We start from the raw sequence: 16,462 nt of genomic DNA, 5'->3' as shown, positions 1-16,462 counted from the left end.
TTCTATTAAATTCATTTACGTTAATACTACAGGCTTTAGTGATAAGTATGGATAACATTTTATATTTTTAAAAAACTCGTATGTGGGAATATATCTAATATAATTTAAAGATCAAATCCAAATTTGATAGTTACCAAAATCGAAGATTCCTTTCCCTTGTTTCAAATCTCCTCTTGATTCTAATAATCTAAAGCCATTCTCTATCTCATTAATTAGCGAGACAGTAATATTTAAATCATGATGACCAGGCAAAACTCTTTTAATATCATATTTTTGTATCTTTCTTATTGATTTATAAAATAATTTAGGATCAGTTGTAGGATAAAAAGCGTATAGACATCCTTTATAAATTAAATCTCCACAATATAAATATTTCCTTTCATGTTCATAAAAACAACAATGACCAGGAGAATGTCCCGGTGTATGTATAACCTCAATAGTTCTACCGCCTAAATCAAATGTATAGCCATCTTGGAAAACTATTTGTGGCTTTACTTGGAAAATCTTATAGTCATCTATATTAAAATCGCAAGGAAAATTGTGTGCTTTTTCTGTTAATTGCTTTTTTACAACTTCTAATGGAAGAGGAAATTTTTTTGAAAGCCATTTTTTTTCTTCTTTGTGAACTCCAATACAATCAAAATATCTATGGCCGCCGATGTGATCCCAGTGAATATGTGTAGTAAAAACTGTAAGTGGTAAATCTGTTAATTCATCTACAACTTCTTTAATATTTGAAACACCGAGTCCTGTGTCTATTAAGAGTGCCTTATTCTCTCCACATAATAAGTAGCAATGAGTCTCTTCCCAGTGTTTGTATTCACTTAATGCAAATGTTTGAGAATCTATCTTTTCTATTGTAAACCGGGTATCCATAACTGCTCCTAATTAACTCTTCAGCTCATCATATTTTTGTTAAATTATTAAAGTAATCATAATTATCTTAATATGATTAATATTGATAAGGTCCCATAAACTATATATATATAATTATAAAAAGAAACACTTATAATTAAAATTTAAATTTTGTTTATACATTTATCCTTATGATTTGCCTTATACTAATCTTTATTAAATGAATAGTTTTCCTCCTACTATTAATGTATTTTTCTTCTAAGGAATGGATAATTTAATAATATATCATCTGTTATTCCTAATTGATGGATAACATGATAATAAATTATATATTCTAAAACAGTATTAGCATTATTTAGTTCTTTAAAAGCTTTTAGACGTGATTTATTCTTATTATTTCCCGGTCCATGCGTGTTGTAATTTCTTGTATCTTTCAACCTATTAGCAAAGTTTTTTTCGAAATTCGTATCATTTTTCCAATTTTGATCTATTAAATAAAAAATATTTTTTAACTGTTCAGGTATATTCTCCAAAATAACAGTTAGTTTTTCTCTGAAAGTAGGATAATTTTTTTTATCATTACCTAGTCTCCTAGTTATTTCTTCTTTAATAGAAATTTCTATGTTATTTTTATCTAGATAATCTTTAATTTCTAAAATAGTATTGTCTAAATTTGAATCATCACAATTTTGTGTTTCTCTTGCACTGTTAAAAAAGTTATCGTAAAGCCTTTCCATCATCTCTGTTTGGTTTACGAGAATACTTTCTATATCTAAGGTAGAAATATAATTTTGAGTATATAAATCAATTACTGGTTTTAGTTTTTCTTTATATTTAAACCAATTACAAATTATAGTTTCTAAATCTTCTTTTATATAACTCAACCTCAATGAATTATATTTGAATTCTTGCGCTTGCTCATCTAATTGACGAAATATAAACTGACCATAGTATATTGGATGCTTATAATCATAGTCTCCATTGTCTAAAGATTTAGATTGAAATTTATTATTTTCATCTTCTAGATAGAATTTGATGTATGAAAATCTTTTTTTAGATTGGGTTAAAAAATCAATCAGTTTCATAAACCATTGTGAAATTTCATAGAACTCTCTAACACTTTTTACTTCGTAATTATTAGATATAACTTCTATATAATAATCCATTTTAGCACTAGCACCTTTATTAAATTCATTAATCGCTCTAATATCTCTCTTTATTTTTATAGTAAATTTATTATCTAAAATATTAAAACTATTCTCATTGGAAAATTTATTAATATATTTTATAGAAAAAGAGTCTTTACTCATATCATCATTTAATATAGGATGGTCAATATTATACCAATCATTAAGATAAGAAAAGCTAAACTTAGCTCTAGTTGCATAAACTTCTTGATTTTTAAGTACTGAAACATCATTATTAGGTAATGAAATTATATATGCATAATTTGAAATATATTTCTCCACATTATATCCGTTAGAAATAATGGTTGGATTAATTAGGTAGCACTTTTCTAAGACTACGTACAGATTATTACTTAAGTACCCATATATTTTTTCAATATCATCAAAAAGGCTCAATGATACTCCAGTTAATCTACCATTTAAATCTAAAGTTATTTTTCCATTGTTTAATTCTAAATTACCCGATATAGCTTTATTGGATATAATCCCATCATCTGGAATTAACTCATTTAAAGAAATAGCCCACTTACCTTTTAATATATTTTTATTATCTAGCCTATAAGAATCTAACATCACAAAAATTCCTTCCAAGTTTTTAATAAATAGAGATATACTCTAATTCACTAGTGACATCAATACCACACTCTCCACATGTACCAAGACCACCCTGACGATAACGATACATTTGGAAGAGAGCCTCCACGCTCGTTGCACGATAGAAGTTAGCAAAAAAAAATGATGTTTTCGGGTAAATGTCAATGCCCGTTCAATGGGCATAGCCGCTACTTCTGCTGCTTCATCTCCATCATTGCATCAACGAACTGTTCCGGTAAGTCGGCATGAATATCGTGACTTGATTCATAACCGGATTTAAGCGTACTGTTTTTGATTAAAGTATGAACTTCTTCTGCATCTTTTTCGTCCATGGCAGATAGCAATATTCCTTTTTCATCATAATAGCTCGGCGCAGTTTCCTTTGAAGGCGCAACATGAAGAATGATCGTCGGGCATTCTATTTCGCTCAACATCTTTTTCTGGTCAACTCCATAAAACCAGGAAAAATCGTAAAAAGTCTCCCCAAATCTTAAATCATAGTTTCCTGTTCCGTCCTGCATATTACGCGTTAAGAATATCATTCCATTCAGACCGATTTCGGTTTGTTTCACTCACATTAGTTCGTTCAACTCACTTAAGTGAACAAAAAATTCCATGAACAGGAATTCCTATCCATAGAAAAGTATTTGGTTAATTATTATTTACCAACACTATTTGACATAGAGTCCAAAAAAAGTTTCTTTACTTACAATTTATAAGTCAATAAACTTACTTGCTAACTTGTACACTTGATTAATTTCTTTGCTTTGTAAGTTCCAGCTAACCAATTCATTCTTAATTAACTCGGGGAATTTTTTACTGATATCTCTTAAAGCATTTCCAACCGATTTTCTTACATATTCACTCGAATCTTCTTTTAAATTGACTAATCTTTCAATAGCTTCGTTCGGATTTTCTTTGAAATATGGTCTACTTGTCCATATCCTTAATCCCTCCGTTACTGCTCTCCTCGTATTCGGATTATCATTTTCTAACCATTCATCAATTATTGGAAGTGCTTTTTCATATCCTATTTTCTTGCAAAATTCATCAAATGCCTTTGCCAATACTTCCTGAACTCTCCAACTGTCATCTTTGGAAACTTCATCTCTCATAAATGTTAAAATTTCATCGTCATCTGATAGGTGACCTAATAAAAATACGCCGTACATTCTCACTTGATATACATTAGATTTATAAGCTAACAATGCTAATTTTTTAATGTATTGATTATCACTAGACTTATAATCTTCTAGAGCTCTCTTTTCTTCCTCTTTGAATCCATGCTCTATCAAAGAAAATTCTTCTTCTAAACTAGATATATATTCATTCAAATTAACTCACCTCAAAAAACAAGTATTAGTTATTGATATTATACTCTCATTAAAATACTATCAATCCTCTATCCTCATAAACAGACTCACTTGTATCATTCCCACATCTTATCGCCCTATCAAGAGCCATGATTGTAGCGATAACACCATCTATCTTTTCTGTAGATTTTTCCTTGTCCTCTTTTATTTTTCCAGCAGATCTGTTAGTAAGAAGATTTGTAACCTTTAATCCATGTTTTCCAGGATCATACTCTTTGAATTCTTCACAGGTTGCTTTTTTTATACCTCTATATTTTCGTAATCAATACTACACTCTCAACGTGGCTTGAGTGGTCAGTATAGATAACATTTCATATTTTTCAAAAGCCTCGTATGTGGGAATATATCCATAAATACTAGAAAATATTAAGGCCTTAAAGCAGCAATCGGTATTAAATACACACCATCCTCTCTTTTATAGGCAAAAGGGGCTTTTGCACACAAGACATCATAAATGATGGATTGGACATGTTATTTGTATCTATTTTGGATGCTAACTCTTTTAAGGTGACCCCACAAATTTGCCCCTAATAAATTTTGCTTAAAAAAACAATGTCAGGAACCACTTTATTTAGAAGGCTATTGAATAAGTCTATTTTCTTGCTATAGATAAAATAAAGAATTTAGGGGTATAGCATATGTGGCCCTATCAATAAAAATATATCGAATTATATATAATCTTTCCTTAATTCTGATATATAAATTCTAAAGCCTCAGAAACTATATTCATAAGATCAATATCAAGTTCTTTCTTTGATATACCCATTGATTTGAGCATCTCCTTATTTTTCTTTAAAGACTTCCACAAGAGTATTTTAGTTTCCTCATCTATTTCAATCTTATAAAGCAAATTCGCTAGTGAGATAATTAGGGCCTTATTATCATTACATAAGCTAGCTTTCATATTTATAGTCTTAGAATTTATGAAGGTATCAAAATCTACTTCAGTAAATTTTGGCTCTAAATTTATTATGGGATTTGTCAAAAGCTGGGTTGATGAATTCATCAAATTTACATAAGAACCAAGTGTGTATTTCTGTTTTTCAGTCATAATATTATAGTCTAAGCCAAAACTCTTGATAAGAGTAATTGCCTCATTTAATTTATTAGTCTCATCGATAATGCGATTTATACGCTCAATAATTTCTATAATTGCAAGCTCATATGACTTTACATCTCTATTACTTATGGCAATAAAAAGATTTTCCAAACGCTTTTTATCACCGCTATTCTTCCATAAAATTAAGCCACTGGCTACAAGAGAAATTGCAGCGATAGCCCATCCCACAGGACCAGCCATGCTAAGAAAAGCATTACCAGCTGCCATTCCTCCACCTCCAGAAACTAAGACTCCTCCTCCAAGCCAAGCAAGGGCTGCGTTTGTAGCTGCGGCCCCACTTAGGGTGGAAATAGCAGTTCCTGTTGATGCAAGTCCAAATGTGGTTGCAATTCCCATAGCAGCTGTTGGCCCCATTGTTACGACTGCGATTCCAAGACCTGCACCAGCTGCACCACCACCTAAATTCCTTTTGGCTACTTTGTTATAGTCTGTTTCTATTTTTTCTGCTTTGTCTTTCCAGTCAGATCTGACTTTTTTCCAGTTTTCGTATTGTGCCATCTTTTCACTTGGAACATTTTTGATTTTATCAAATAAATCCCCGATTGCTGTCAGTGATTCATATAAGTCTCCAGTATGTTTCCCGAGATCATCAATCTTTATGTTGGTAATATTTATTGCAGCTTCTACTTTATATTGCGCTTGCTTAAGTTTGCTTTTTTTAAAAAGATTTACCATTATCTGCCTCCTTTAAAATAAGAATCAATGTCAGCTTTACTTCGTAATATCTGATCCTTTGGAACATTTCTTTTCTCAGCTAAAAGCACTGATTTTTCAAAAGCATTAATATACATTTCACTTTCTATTAATTCCTCTGTGAATATAAGGAGGTATCTATCATCATAAACTTCTGCAAGTATTTTTAAGCCTTCGACATAGTCAATCATAGTTATTCTTTCCTGCCTTAAAATTACTTCTTCTTTTTTGAATGATTTTCGTTTTACTTCTCGACTTATCTCACCATACAATGAAATACTAAATCTTCCTATACCTACAATATTTAATCGTAAAAAGAAATCAGCTACATTAAAACTTCCGCCTCCAGAAATAAATCCATGTGCTACGGCATCTCCTACATCTATCAAACAAAAAGTCCCATGAGCTACAGTGAGCATCCTCTTTACACTTGCGTTTGAAAAAGGCTGGGAAAATTCCCACATATGTTTAAATGACCTGTCATCTTTTGGAGTTTGCATAAAAAATATAAACAAACGTCTAACAGAATATATCAACCTCACTAATAACTCATTAACAAATACAGGAATTGCCTTAGTTGCTTCAAACCTTAGATCATATCCATTACTATATATTTGAAGCGCCAATTCATTTAGTGATTTATCAAAATCTAAAGTATTAATATTTAATTTTCTTTTCATAGCAATAATATCGTTAGTCCAAGTCCAAAATGGCGATGGTATTCCCATGCCTCGTCCCCTACTTGCTGATGAACCTGACATATCTGAAATCAAATGACCAAACCAATTTACAAATCCACAGAATAGTTTACTAGAAAAATTATTCCCTCTAAGCTCAAAATTATTATCAGCTTCCTGCAGAGAAATCAATTCCCCAGAAGATATGAAGTGAGAAGTATTTGCAAACTGATCAAAAATTGAAAAAAATAATCCTAATAAGCTCAGATTGTGAGCCATAGATTTAAAATGATGGTTTCTTGGATTTAGATCAAAGACAAATCCGGCTGCATCACCAGCACCTGTTTGATCGTATGGAATCTTAAATTTTTTCTCTAGATGTTTAATTGCTGACGTAAGAGAATCATTGCTCTTGTAATCCCATCCACAAAGCTTCGCAAAATCCATAATACGATTTTCAAACCACTTATCTGAAATATCCACAAGCTGCGAATCACCAGGCTTTTCTACTAGAAAAATATCCATCATTCCACATAAGGCACCACTAGAAGAAGCAAGGATATAATCTGTTTTATCGCAATTTGGAGTAAGTTTTTTCAGTGTATTTTCATTCTCGCTAAGCTTTACAGTAATTGCATCCAACTCATATTCGGAAATCTCCATAGCTTTTTGTATATCATAAGCAAAGTCAAATCCTTCTTCGCTTATTCCAAGATCCAATAACATAACTGAACCGCTGTTTTTATCTGTTTTACTAAATATATCCATCTATTCTCTCCATATTTTTTTATATAAGACTAAACTTTTTTGGCCTATAATAAATCTTAAAAATATATAATATATATAAATCAAATTATTTTCTAAGACATGAAATTACCTCCACATGCATAGTCTGAGGAAACATATCTACTGCTTTTATTTTTTTAAGCTCATATCCCCTATCCATAAACCTTTTTATATCACGTGCCAGAGTTTGCGGGTTACAGGAGATGTAGACTATTTTGTCTATGCCTGAATTTGCTATTGTTTTTACTACCTCTTTATCTAGTCCTGCTCTTGGTGGGTCTACTGTTACTGCGTCGATTTTATTTTCTTTTATAAATTTGCTATCGATGAATTTTGCATTTTTTGCTATGAATTTATAATCTTTGAGATTATTTCTTTTGGCATTTTCTTTGGCATCTTTGATAGCGTTTTTATTAATTTCTATACCTACTATATGATCATCGTTGATTGACATGGAGCTTGTTGCTGATCCACAGTACAGGTCCAAGAGTTTTTGCTCATTTCCTAAAAATTCTCTTGCTAGTGTATATAAGTTTTCTATTTGGTAATCATTTACTTGGTAAAAGTCGTTGGCACTTATTTTAAATGATTTATTATTTATCTTATAGTCTAGGTAGCCATTTCCACTAATAACAATTAGTTGTCTAGCGTTTAAGAGATTTATGGAATATTTATGTTCGTTATATTTTTCTTTAATAAAGTTAATTGACTCAGCATTAAAATTTCCATGAATATTTAATAAAATATCATCTTCGCTTGATCTAATAGTAACTTCATCTATAGGTCCATCAAATTCATTATTTATAGACCTTGTTATATCTTGGATTTCTTTTAGATTTTTAGATAAAAGCTCATTTGCTATCAAGCAATCATCTATTTTTACCTTTTTTTTAGAATATGCTTCTAGATAATTTAGTCCACCATCTTCATCTACTTGTAAGCGTACTTTATTTCTATATCTTAGTTCTGGACTTTCTATTATTTCTAAATCTTCTATGTCTAATCCAACAGATTTTTTTAGGGCATTTTTTATTAAATTCTTTTTTAACTTTATTTGTGTTTGGTAATTGATGTCCATTATAGAACAACCTCCACATTCATAAAAATATGGACATGGAGGTTTTCTTTGATAATCACTTTTTATCTTAGTATTTAGTTTTTTAGCCTCTAAGAAGTTTTTCTTTTCTGCTATAATTTCGGCATCTAGAGTTTCTCCATAAACTGCATTCTCGACAAAGACAATTTTTCCTTCTGTACGAGCTACTCCTCTGCCATCTTGTAGGACATCAATTATCTTAATGTTTTTTAAAATCATTAGATAACTTTTGCTTCTCCTTTATAGATTACTCCACCTATTGGATCTACAGTAATAGTATCTCCATCTTTTACAAGATTTCTGATATTGAATGCTCCAACTACTGCTGGCAAGCTAAAATGAACTGCTGCTATTGCTGTATGGCTTGTTAGGCCACCTTCTTCTGTTACTATAGCACTTGCCTTTTGGATATATTCTGTAATATCCGCATCGGTAAATTTAGCAACTATGATATCTCCATCATTAAATTTCTCTTCTAATTCTTTTTTAGTTGATGCAAGACAAACTTTACCAGAAACAGACTTAGTTCCTATTCCTGTACCTGATGTTATGATATCACCTATTGTATGAACTTTGATAAGATTTGAAGTACCTGATATACCAAGTGGAATACCTGCTGTTACAACTGTTATATCACCTTCCGCTACAAATCCTTCATTGATAGCACCAAATATAGCACGTTCAATAAGTTCATCTGTTTCTTGAGCTTCTTGGATAACTATTGGATACACACCCCAAACTACAGAAAGTTGACGAGCTACTCTATCTGTTGTAGTTGCTGCAACTGTATTTGTTTGTGGTTTAAATTTAGAAATGATTCTTGATGTATTACCACTTGAAGTACAAGAGATGATTGCTTTTGCATCTAATTCTTTTGCAATATCACAAGTATTTCTAGCAATAGCATTTGTTGTAGTATTTGATGCAGAAATATCTGTTTCATAGATGTTTTCTATAAAGTCATCTGATAGTTCAGTTGTAATACAAATATTTCTCATTGTTTTTACAGCTTCCACTGGATATTTACCACCTGCTGTTTCACCAGAAAGCATTACACAGTCTGTACCATCTATGATAGCATTGGCAACGTCTGTGGTCTCAGCTCTTGTTGGTCTTGGATTTCTTATCATAGAATCAAGCATTTGTGTTGCTGTTATTACTGGTTTAGCAGCAAGATTTGCCTTTCTAATCATTTCTTTTTGGACTATTGGTATAAGTTCTGTTCTGATTTCTACACCAAGGTCTCCACGAGCTACCATGATACCATCAGATGCTTCTATAATTTCTTCAAGATTATCTACACCTTCTTGTGATTCTATTTTAGAAATAATTTTTATATGCTCTCCACCATTATCTTCTAAGATACGTCTAATTTCATAAACATCTTCTTTTTTACGAACAAATGATGCAGCTATTAAATCAATGTCATTTTCAATACCAAATTTGATATCTTCAATGTCTTTTGGTGTTATAGCTGGTAGATTTGTCTTAGATCCTGGTAAATTTACACCCTTATGATTTGAAAGTACTCCGTTATTTAGTACTCTACAAATGACGTCTGTACCATCTTTAATTTCAGTTACTTCTAATTGCACAAGACCATCGTCTATATAAATATTTGATCCTACTTCTACATCATCTGGTAAACCTTCATATGATACAGATACTATGTCTTGAGTACCTTCTACATCACGAGTTGTAAGAGTAAATACGTCATCTGGTTTTAGATATACTTCATCTACATTAAAGTTGCCTGTTCTTATTTCTGGACCTTTAGTATCAAGCATTATAGCTATTGGTTTATTTAATTTTCTTCTAACTTTTCTAATATTTTTAATTTTTGCTAAGTGTTCTTCATGACTACCATGAGAAAAGTTAAGCCTTGCTACATTCATACCATTTTCTATTAGCTGCTCTAGAATCTCTGATGATTCAGAAGATGGTCCAATGGTACAAACTATTTTAGTCTTTTTTAAAATTTCTGGTGTTTTATTCATTATTAACTCCTTTTATTTAGATAAGTTATTAGCTAATTCATATAAATTTTCATCGAATTGTGATTTTTTGCCGACTGCTTGATCTATGTCTACTTCTATCAGTTTACCGTCTACATACCCTATAGCAAGACCTGTTTTTTCCTCAAGAAGCAACTCAACTGCACGAGATCCCATGGTAGAACCTAAAAGTCTATCAACGGATGAAGGTGCACCTCCTCTTTGAACATGACCTAATATTGTAACCTTAGTTTCTATCCCAGTTCTTTCTTCAAGTTCACGGGCTATGGAATATGGGTCTCCTACACCTTCAGCAAGTGTAATTAAGTGATGAAGCTTTCCTCTCTTTCTTCCATGCTCCATTTTTTCTACTATATCATCTATAGAAAATTCATGTTCTGGAACAATAATAGATTCCGCTCCTCCTGCAAGACCCGAGTATAAACCAAGGTCTCCACAATTTCTACCCATAACTTCTATTACAACAGCACGTCCATGAGAACTAGATGTATCGCGAAGTTTGCCTATGGCATCTATAACCGTTTCAATTGCTGTGAAAAATCCAATAGTATAGTCCGTATACCCCATATCATTATCAATAGTACCTGGTATACCTATAGTCTTTATTCCTAAATCTGATAAGGCCTTAGCTCCTTTAAAAGATCCATCTCCACCAATTACTATAAGTCCTTCTATACCATAATCTGAAAGAATTTGTGCTCCTCTTTCTTGGCCCTCCTTATTTTTAAAATCAGTACTTCTTGCAGTTCCTAAGATAGTACCTCCCTTATGTATTATATCTGCAACCGATGATACATTCATTTCATATATATCACCTTTCATAAGGCCATCATATCCATTTCTGATACCCTTTATTCTCATACCATTATTAAGAGCTGTTCTAACAGCAGCTCTTATGGCTGAGTTCATACCTGGGGCATCACCACCGCTTGTTAAAATGCCTATAGTATTCATATAAACTCCTAACTGAACTTAACATTTCCTTTTCCTAAAAAGTTTTCTAATATATTTATCGATTCGTCATTTATATTAAACCGTAATTTTTCATCTAATTTTACTGACTTATTTTTATCTTCAAAATATATTACAACAGGAGTATCCCCTGTATTTTTTGCTAAAACCCTTCTTAATTCATTATACCTATTATAAGAAGTTTTGATATATAAAGTTTTAAGATTTAAATTTTCTATATCTATAAATTCCTGAGCTAATAACTTTATATCTTCATCGTCCACTTGTAATTTACCCTTAACTAGGACTACATTATCATCTTCTATTAAATTTCTATATTTTTTATAGATTTCTGGGAAAATAACAAGTTCAATTGAACCATGAAGGTCTTCTATATTTGCAAATGCCATAAGGCTTCTTTTTTTGGTCATTATTTCAGATTTTCCTGTAATAATACCTGCCATAGTAACAAATTTATTATCTAGACTTTGTATTTGATCATCCATAAGTTCATCTTTATAATTTGTCTTAAAATTTACTAAATCCTTTAACTTATCACTTGATTCGCTTAAAGGATGATCTGATATATAAAATCCTAACACATCTTTTTCTAAAGATAACTTTACTTTTTTAGGATACTCATTTATATCTGGTAAGTTTATATCATCGTTTGCTTCATTATTACTAGTCATATCAAGTAAATTCATCTGACCTTTTACATTTACTTTTTGTCCTTCGTGAACATTAGTCATAGCCTTCTCATAAACAGCCATTAGTCTTGATCTTTTATATCCCATACTATCAAAGGCCCCAGCTTTAATCAAAGACTCCAGTCCCTTTTTATTTAAAGCTCTACTATCATATTCCTCAACTCTTTCTAGAAAGTCTTTGAAATTTATAAATTTACCGTTTGCTTTACGGCTTGCTTCAATAGCAGATATAAAGTTTGTACCAAGATTTTTAATACCAGAAAGTCCAAATATAATTTTTCCATCTTTAGCAAAAAACTTTTTGTATGATAGGTTAACATCTGGTGCGATTACATCTATGTCCATACTCTTTGCTTCATTCACGTATAAATAAAGCTTGGATGCACTATCCATAACAGAAGATATGAGGTTTGCCATATATTCTTCTGGATAATAATACTTAAGATAAGCTGTTTGCACTGCTACAAGAGAGTAAGCAGCTGAATGGGACTTATTAAATGCGTATTTAGCAAAAGAAATCATCTCATCATAAATTTTATTGGCAACACCTTCGCTTACACCATTTCTAACACATCCTGGAATAATTACATCTTTATTTTCATCAATTTTTCCATTGACAAAAACTTCTCTATTAGCCTCCATAACATCCATTTTTTTCTTACTCATAGCTCTCCTTAGGTTATCGGCTTCACCTAATGAAAACCCTCCTAATTGCTGAACTATTTGCATAACTTGCTCTTGGTATACTATTATTCCATAAGTAACTCCTAGAATTGGTTTGAGTTTTTTATCTAAATACCAAATATCTTCTGGATGATTTTTATTATGAATATAGGTTGGAATTTCATCCATAGGACCTGGTCTAAATAAGGAATTGGCAGCAACTAAATCATCAAAAACTGTAGGTTTTAGATTCTTAAGGAAATTTCTCATTCCTGCTGACTCAAATTGAAAAAGACCTATAGTTTTAGCTTTATTGAACTGATTTATTATATTTGGATCATTTTCGTCTATATTATCAATGTCAATATCTACTCCATGATTTGTTTTAACATCTTTTATTGTATCTTTGATAACTGTAAGATTTCGAAGGCCTAAAAAATCCATCTTTAATAGACCTAACTCCTCTATCTCAGTCATATTAAATTGAGTTACAATCTGATCATTGGATATCGACAAAGGAACTATATCTGTAAGGACTTGCTTACTAATTACGACACCTGCAGCATGAATTGACGTATGGCGAGGTAGAGCTTCAAGTTTTTTTGCTGTATCAATTAATCTTTTACTTTCTGCATCTTTATCATAAGCTTCCTTAAATTTAGGAGATTCTTCCAAAGCTCGATCCAATGTCATATTTATAACAGCCGGAATAAGCTTTGCAATTTTGTCTACTTTAGCATATGAAATATCTAAAACGCGCCCCACATCTCTAATAGCATTTCTAGCTTGCATCCTACCAAAGGTAACTATTTGGGATACATGGTCTCTACCGTAAAGTTCATTTACATATTCTACAACTTCATCACGCCTTACATAATCAAAGTCTATATCTATATCAGGCATTGACACTCTTTCGGGGTTGAGGAATCTTTCAAAGATAAGGTTATACTTTAAAGGGTCAATCTGAGTTATATCAAGTGCATAAGAAACTAGAGACCCTGCAGCAGAACCACGCCCAGGCCCTACTGCTATGTCATTATCTTTTGCAAATCTCACAAAGTCCCATACTATTAAAAAATAATCTACATAGCCCATGCTATTAATAACATTAATCTCTCTAGTTGCTCTTTTCCTAATATCTTCACTTACTTTTTCATATTTTTGAGAAAGCCCTTCGTCAACTAATTGAGTTAAATATTCAAGATTAGATAATCCATCCGGTAATTTTGAAAAATATGGTAAATGTGGGTGATGAAATTCCATTTCTACATTGCACATTTGAGCAATTTTATTAGTATTTTCTAATGCTTCTTTGTAGTCTTTAAATATTGCATACATCTCATCTGATGACTTTAGATAAAACTCATCACATGGCATCTTCATTCTATCTTCATCTTTTACCAAAGCACCTGTTTGTATACATAATAAAACATCTTGATAGTAACTATCTTCCTTATTTATATAATGGACATCATTAGTTGCTACTAGATCAATATCTAAATCTTCATGCATTTTTGCCAAAACTTCATTGACTTTTTCTTGTTTATTAAGTCCGTGGTTTTGTAATTCTAAATAATAATTTCCTTTCCCAAATATTTCTTTATACTTATTTGCAGTTTCATATGCCTTTCCTATATCACCCTCAAGTATCCTCTGGCTTACTTCTCCGCTTAAGCAAGCACTTAAAGCTATCAAATCCTCACTATATTTTTTTATAAAATCTAAATCTACTCTTGGCTTATAGTAATATCCATTTACATAAGCTTCTGAAACTATTTTTAGAAGATTCTTATATCCATTATTATTTTTTGCAAGGAGGATTAAGTGGTAGTAACGCTTATTAGTATGATCTTTTATAAGATGATCTTTATCAGATATGTAAACTTCACAACCAATAATTGGTTTAATACCACGTTCTTTTGCTTTTTTATAAAATTCTATAACACCATACATCTGACCATGATCTGTTATAGCAAGGCTATCCATACCATAACTTTGGGCTTTATCTAAAATATCATCGATTCTAGAAAATCCATCCAAAAGTGAATATTCAGTATGAACATGTAAATGGGTAAATTTATTTTCCATAATTGCTCCTCATAAAAGCTATCTATCATAAGTCTTCTGCTATTTTTATAAACTTTTGTAAGCGATAATTAACTTTAGACTTGCTCATAGGCGGATTGACCATAGCACCTAATTCCTCAATTGATGCATAAGGATTATCAATCCTTAAATTGGCAATCTCTTTCATATCATCTGATAAACTATCAAAGTATCCTTCTGATATTAGTAAATTTATTGCATCAACTTGTTTAACAGACGCATGGACAGTCCTATCTATATTTGCCTTATCAAAATTTGTCTGTCTATTTATATTATTTCTTATAGACTTCATAGCCCTAACATTTTCTAGCTCAAACAAAGATTTATTTGCTTCAATTATCGCTAAAAAGTCTGATATCTTATCACTATCTTTAAGATAAACAACATAAGAATCTTTCTTATTATTTACTTTTGGATTCAGTTCAAATATATCCATACATTCACTCAACAAATGGCATTGATTAATATCTTGTACTGATATTTCTAGATTATACCCTCTTTGAGGGTCATTAATTGACCCTTTAAAGACAAATGCAGTTTTTAAATATGATTTTATGTCGTCAAAAGCAACATCATCTAAATCCACATCATTACTTATAAAAAATCCATAACTTTTTTCGATAATATCTTCTGATATATTGCTTTGTTCTATAATAACTGTAAAAAGTCTATCTTTTTCTTCATTTTCTATATCTTTTATTTCAAAAGTTGAAGAATAGTTGTAGCACTCTTTTATTAAGTTATATATATACCTAGCTTCAGTATTAGAATAAGTTTTAAATATTATCTTATAACTACTATTTGATATTCTAATTGAACCGATAAAAAATACTACGGACAATAATTCGGCCATAGCATTGATTGATTGTTTCTTTAATACTTCTTTTTTACATCTTTTCGAAAAAGACATAAGATCACCTTAACTTAATAATTTATCTCTTACCTTATCTATAATTTCTTGCTCAACTTTTGCATATAGCAAGTATTCATCAAAACTCTTATACTTACGTTCTATATATTCATAAGCTTCTTTCATGTAATAAGGATTTGTTATCCTAAATACTGAATAAGGCTCATTCTCATCATATCTTTCTATGTACCCAAGATAGGCTGAGGAAATTTCATAATCAGCTATTATATCTGCTCTACCAACATTAGCTATACCCATCAATATCATCGATACAATTCCTGTTCTATCCTTACCTTCTTGACAGTGAAAGAGTGTAATACCGTTAGTATTAGCAAATACATCCATTATTTGTCTAATTTTAGGGAAGTTGTCAATCAAGTTTCTATATGTAGCTCCTACTGAGACCTCTCTATCCATAATCTGTCTGATTTGTTCTTTAGTAAATTCTTCATTCGGAGCTAGGGAAATATGATTGAAGTTAAAATTTTCTTTTATATTTTTATGACTTTCACTATCAAAAGGGATTTCTCCTTCACGTCTTAAGTCAATTACAGACTCAACTCCATAATCCTTTAAAATTTTAATTTCCTCTAAACTAATATCATCAAGAGTAGCTGTCCTTAAGAACTTGTTCCATTTGATGACCTTGCCATCCATTGTTGGTACTCCACCAAGTTCTCTGGCGTTTTTAACATTTTCTAAAGGTAGTCTTTTGTAATACTGCAT

The 16,462-nt window shown here is 31.1% G+C and carries 12 protein-coding genes; all 12 read right to left on the bottom strand.

Features of this window, described 5'->3' with window-relative positions; all coding sequences use genetic code 11:
• Positions 1–111 precede the first annotated feature (111 nt).
• Entirely contained in the window at positions 112–876 is a 765-nt protein-coding gene (locus ABXG81_RS03755; RefSeq protein ID WP_117520903.1) for an MBL fold metallo-hydrolase, read from the bottom strand.
• A gap of 221 nt (positions 877–1,097) precedes the next feature.
• Entirely contained in the window at positions 1,098–2,615 is a 1,518-nt protein-coding gene (locus ABXG81_RS03750; protein ID WP_117520901.1) for a HEPN domain-containing protein, read from the bottom strand.
• A 209-nt stretch (positions 2,616–2,824) separates the two neighbouring features.
• The gene (locus tag ABXG81_RS03745) at positions 2,825–3,208 is read right to left on the bottom strand and encodes a hypothetical protein (RefSeq protein WP_209813606.1); all 384 of its coding nucleotides are present in this window, start codon (positions 3,206–3,208) and stop codon (positions 2,825–2,827) included.
• A gap of 141 nt (positions 3,209–3,349) precedes the next feature.
• A complete protein-coding gene (locus tag ABXG81_RS03740) occupies positions 3,350–3,970 on the bottom strand; it encodes a HEAT repeat domain-containing protein (protein ID WP_117520899.1) in 621 nt (206 codons plus the stop codon).
• 724 nt (positions 3,971–4,694) lie between these two features.
• Complete coding sequence (locus ABXG81_RS03735) at positions 4,695–5,804, bottom strand: hypothetical protein (protein ID WP_117520897.1); 1,110 nt, start codon at positions 5,802–5,804, stop codon at positions 4,695–4,697.
• The gene (locus ABXG81_RS03730) at positions 5,804–7,267 is read right to left on the bottom strand and encodes a hypothetical protein (RefSeq protein WP_117520895.1); all 1,464 of its coding nucleotides are present in this window, start codon (positions 7,265–7,267) and stop codon (positions 5,804–5,806) included. Before ABXG81_RS03730 ends, ABXG81_RS03735 begins: the two co-directional genes overlap by 1 nt.
• An 85-nt stretch (positions 7,268–7,352) precedes the next feature.
• Positions 7,353–8,600, bottom strand: coding sequence for a 23S rRNA (uracil(1939)-C(5))-methyltransferase RlmD (gene rlmD, locus ABXG81_RS03725; RefSeq protein ID WP_209813602.1), 1,248 nt, complete (start codon positions 8,598–8,600; stop codon positions 7,353–7,355).
• Positions 8,600–10,378, bottom strand: coding sequence for a pyruvate kinase (gene pyk, locus ABXG81_RS03720; RefSeq protein ID WP_117520869.1), 1,779 nt, complete (start codon positions 10,376–10,378; stop codon positions 8,600–8,602). The genes rlmD and pyk overlap by 1 nt, the downstream gene beginning before the upstream one ends.
• 12 nt (positions 10,379–10,390) lie before the next feature.
• Positions 10,391–11,350, bottom strand: a complete 960-nt coding sequence (gene pfkA, locus ABXG81_RS03715; RefSeq protein ID WP_117520867.1) for a 6-phosphofructokinase — start codon at positions 11,348–11,350, stop codon at positions 10,391–10,393.
• Between the two features lie 8 nt (positions 11,351–11,358).
• A complete protein-coding gene (locus ABXG81_RS03710) occupies positions 11,359–14,808 on the bottom strand; it encodes a DNA polymerase III subunit alpha (RefSeq protein WP_353529172.1) in 3,450 nt (1,149 codons plus the stop codon).
• A gap of 25 nt (positions 14,809–14,833) precedes the next feature.
• Positions 14,834–15,736, bottom strand: a complete 903-nt coding sequence (gene whiA / locus ABXG81_RS03705) for a DNA-binding protein WhiA (RefSeq protein ID WP_209813599.1) — start codon at positions 15,734–15,736, stop codon at positions 14,834–14,836.
• Between the two features lie 9 nt (positions 15,737–15,745).
• On the bottom strand, positions 15,746–16,462 hold the full coding sequence (locus ABXG81_RS03700; RefSeq protein WP_117520861.1) for a tyrosine-protein phosphatase: 717 nt from the start codon (positions 16,460–16,462) through the stop codon (positions 15,746–15,748).

Source organism: Anaerococcus nagyae, from assembly GCF_040364225.1.
GTDB lineage: Bacteria > Bacillota > Clostridia > Tissierellales > Peptoniphilaceae > Anaerococcus > Anaerococcus nagyae.
This window is presented reverse-complemented; position numbering and strand designations above follow the sequence as displayed.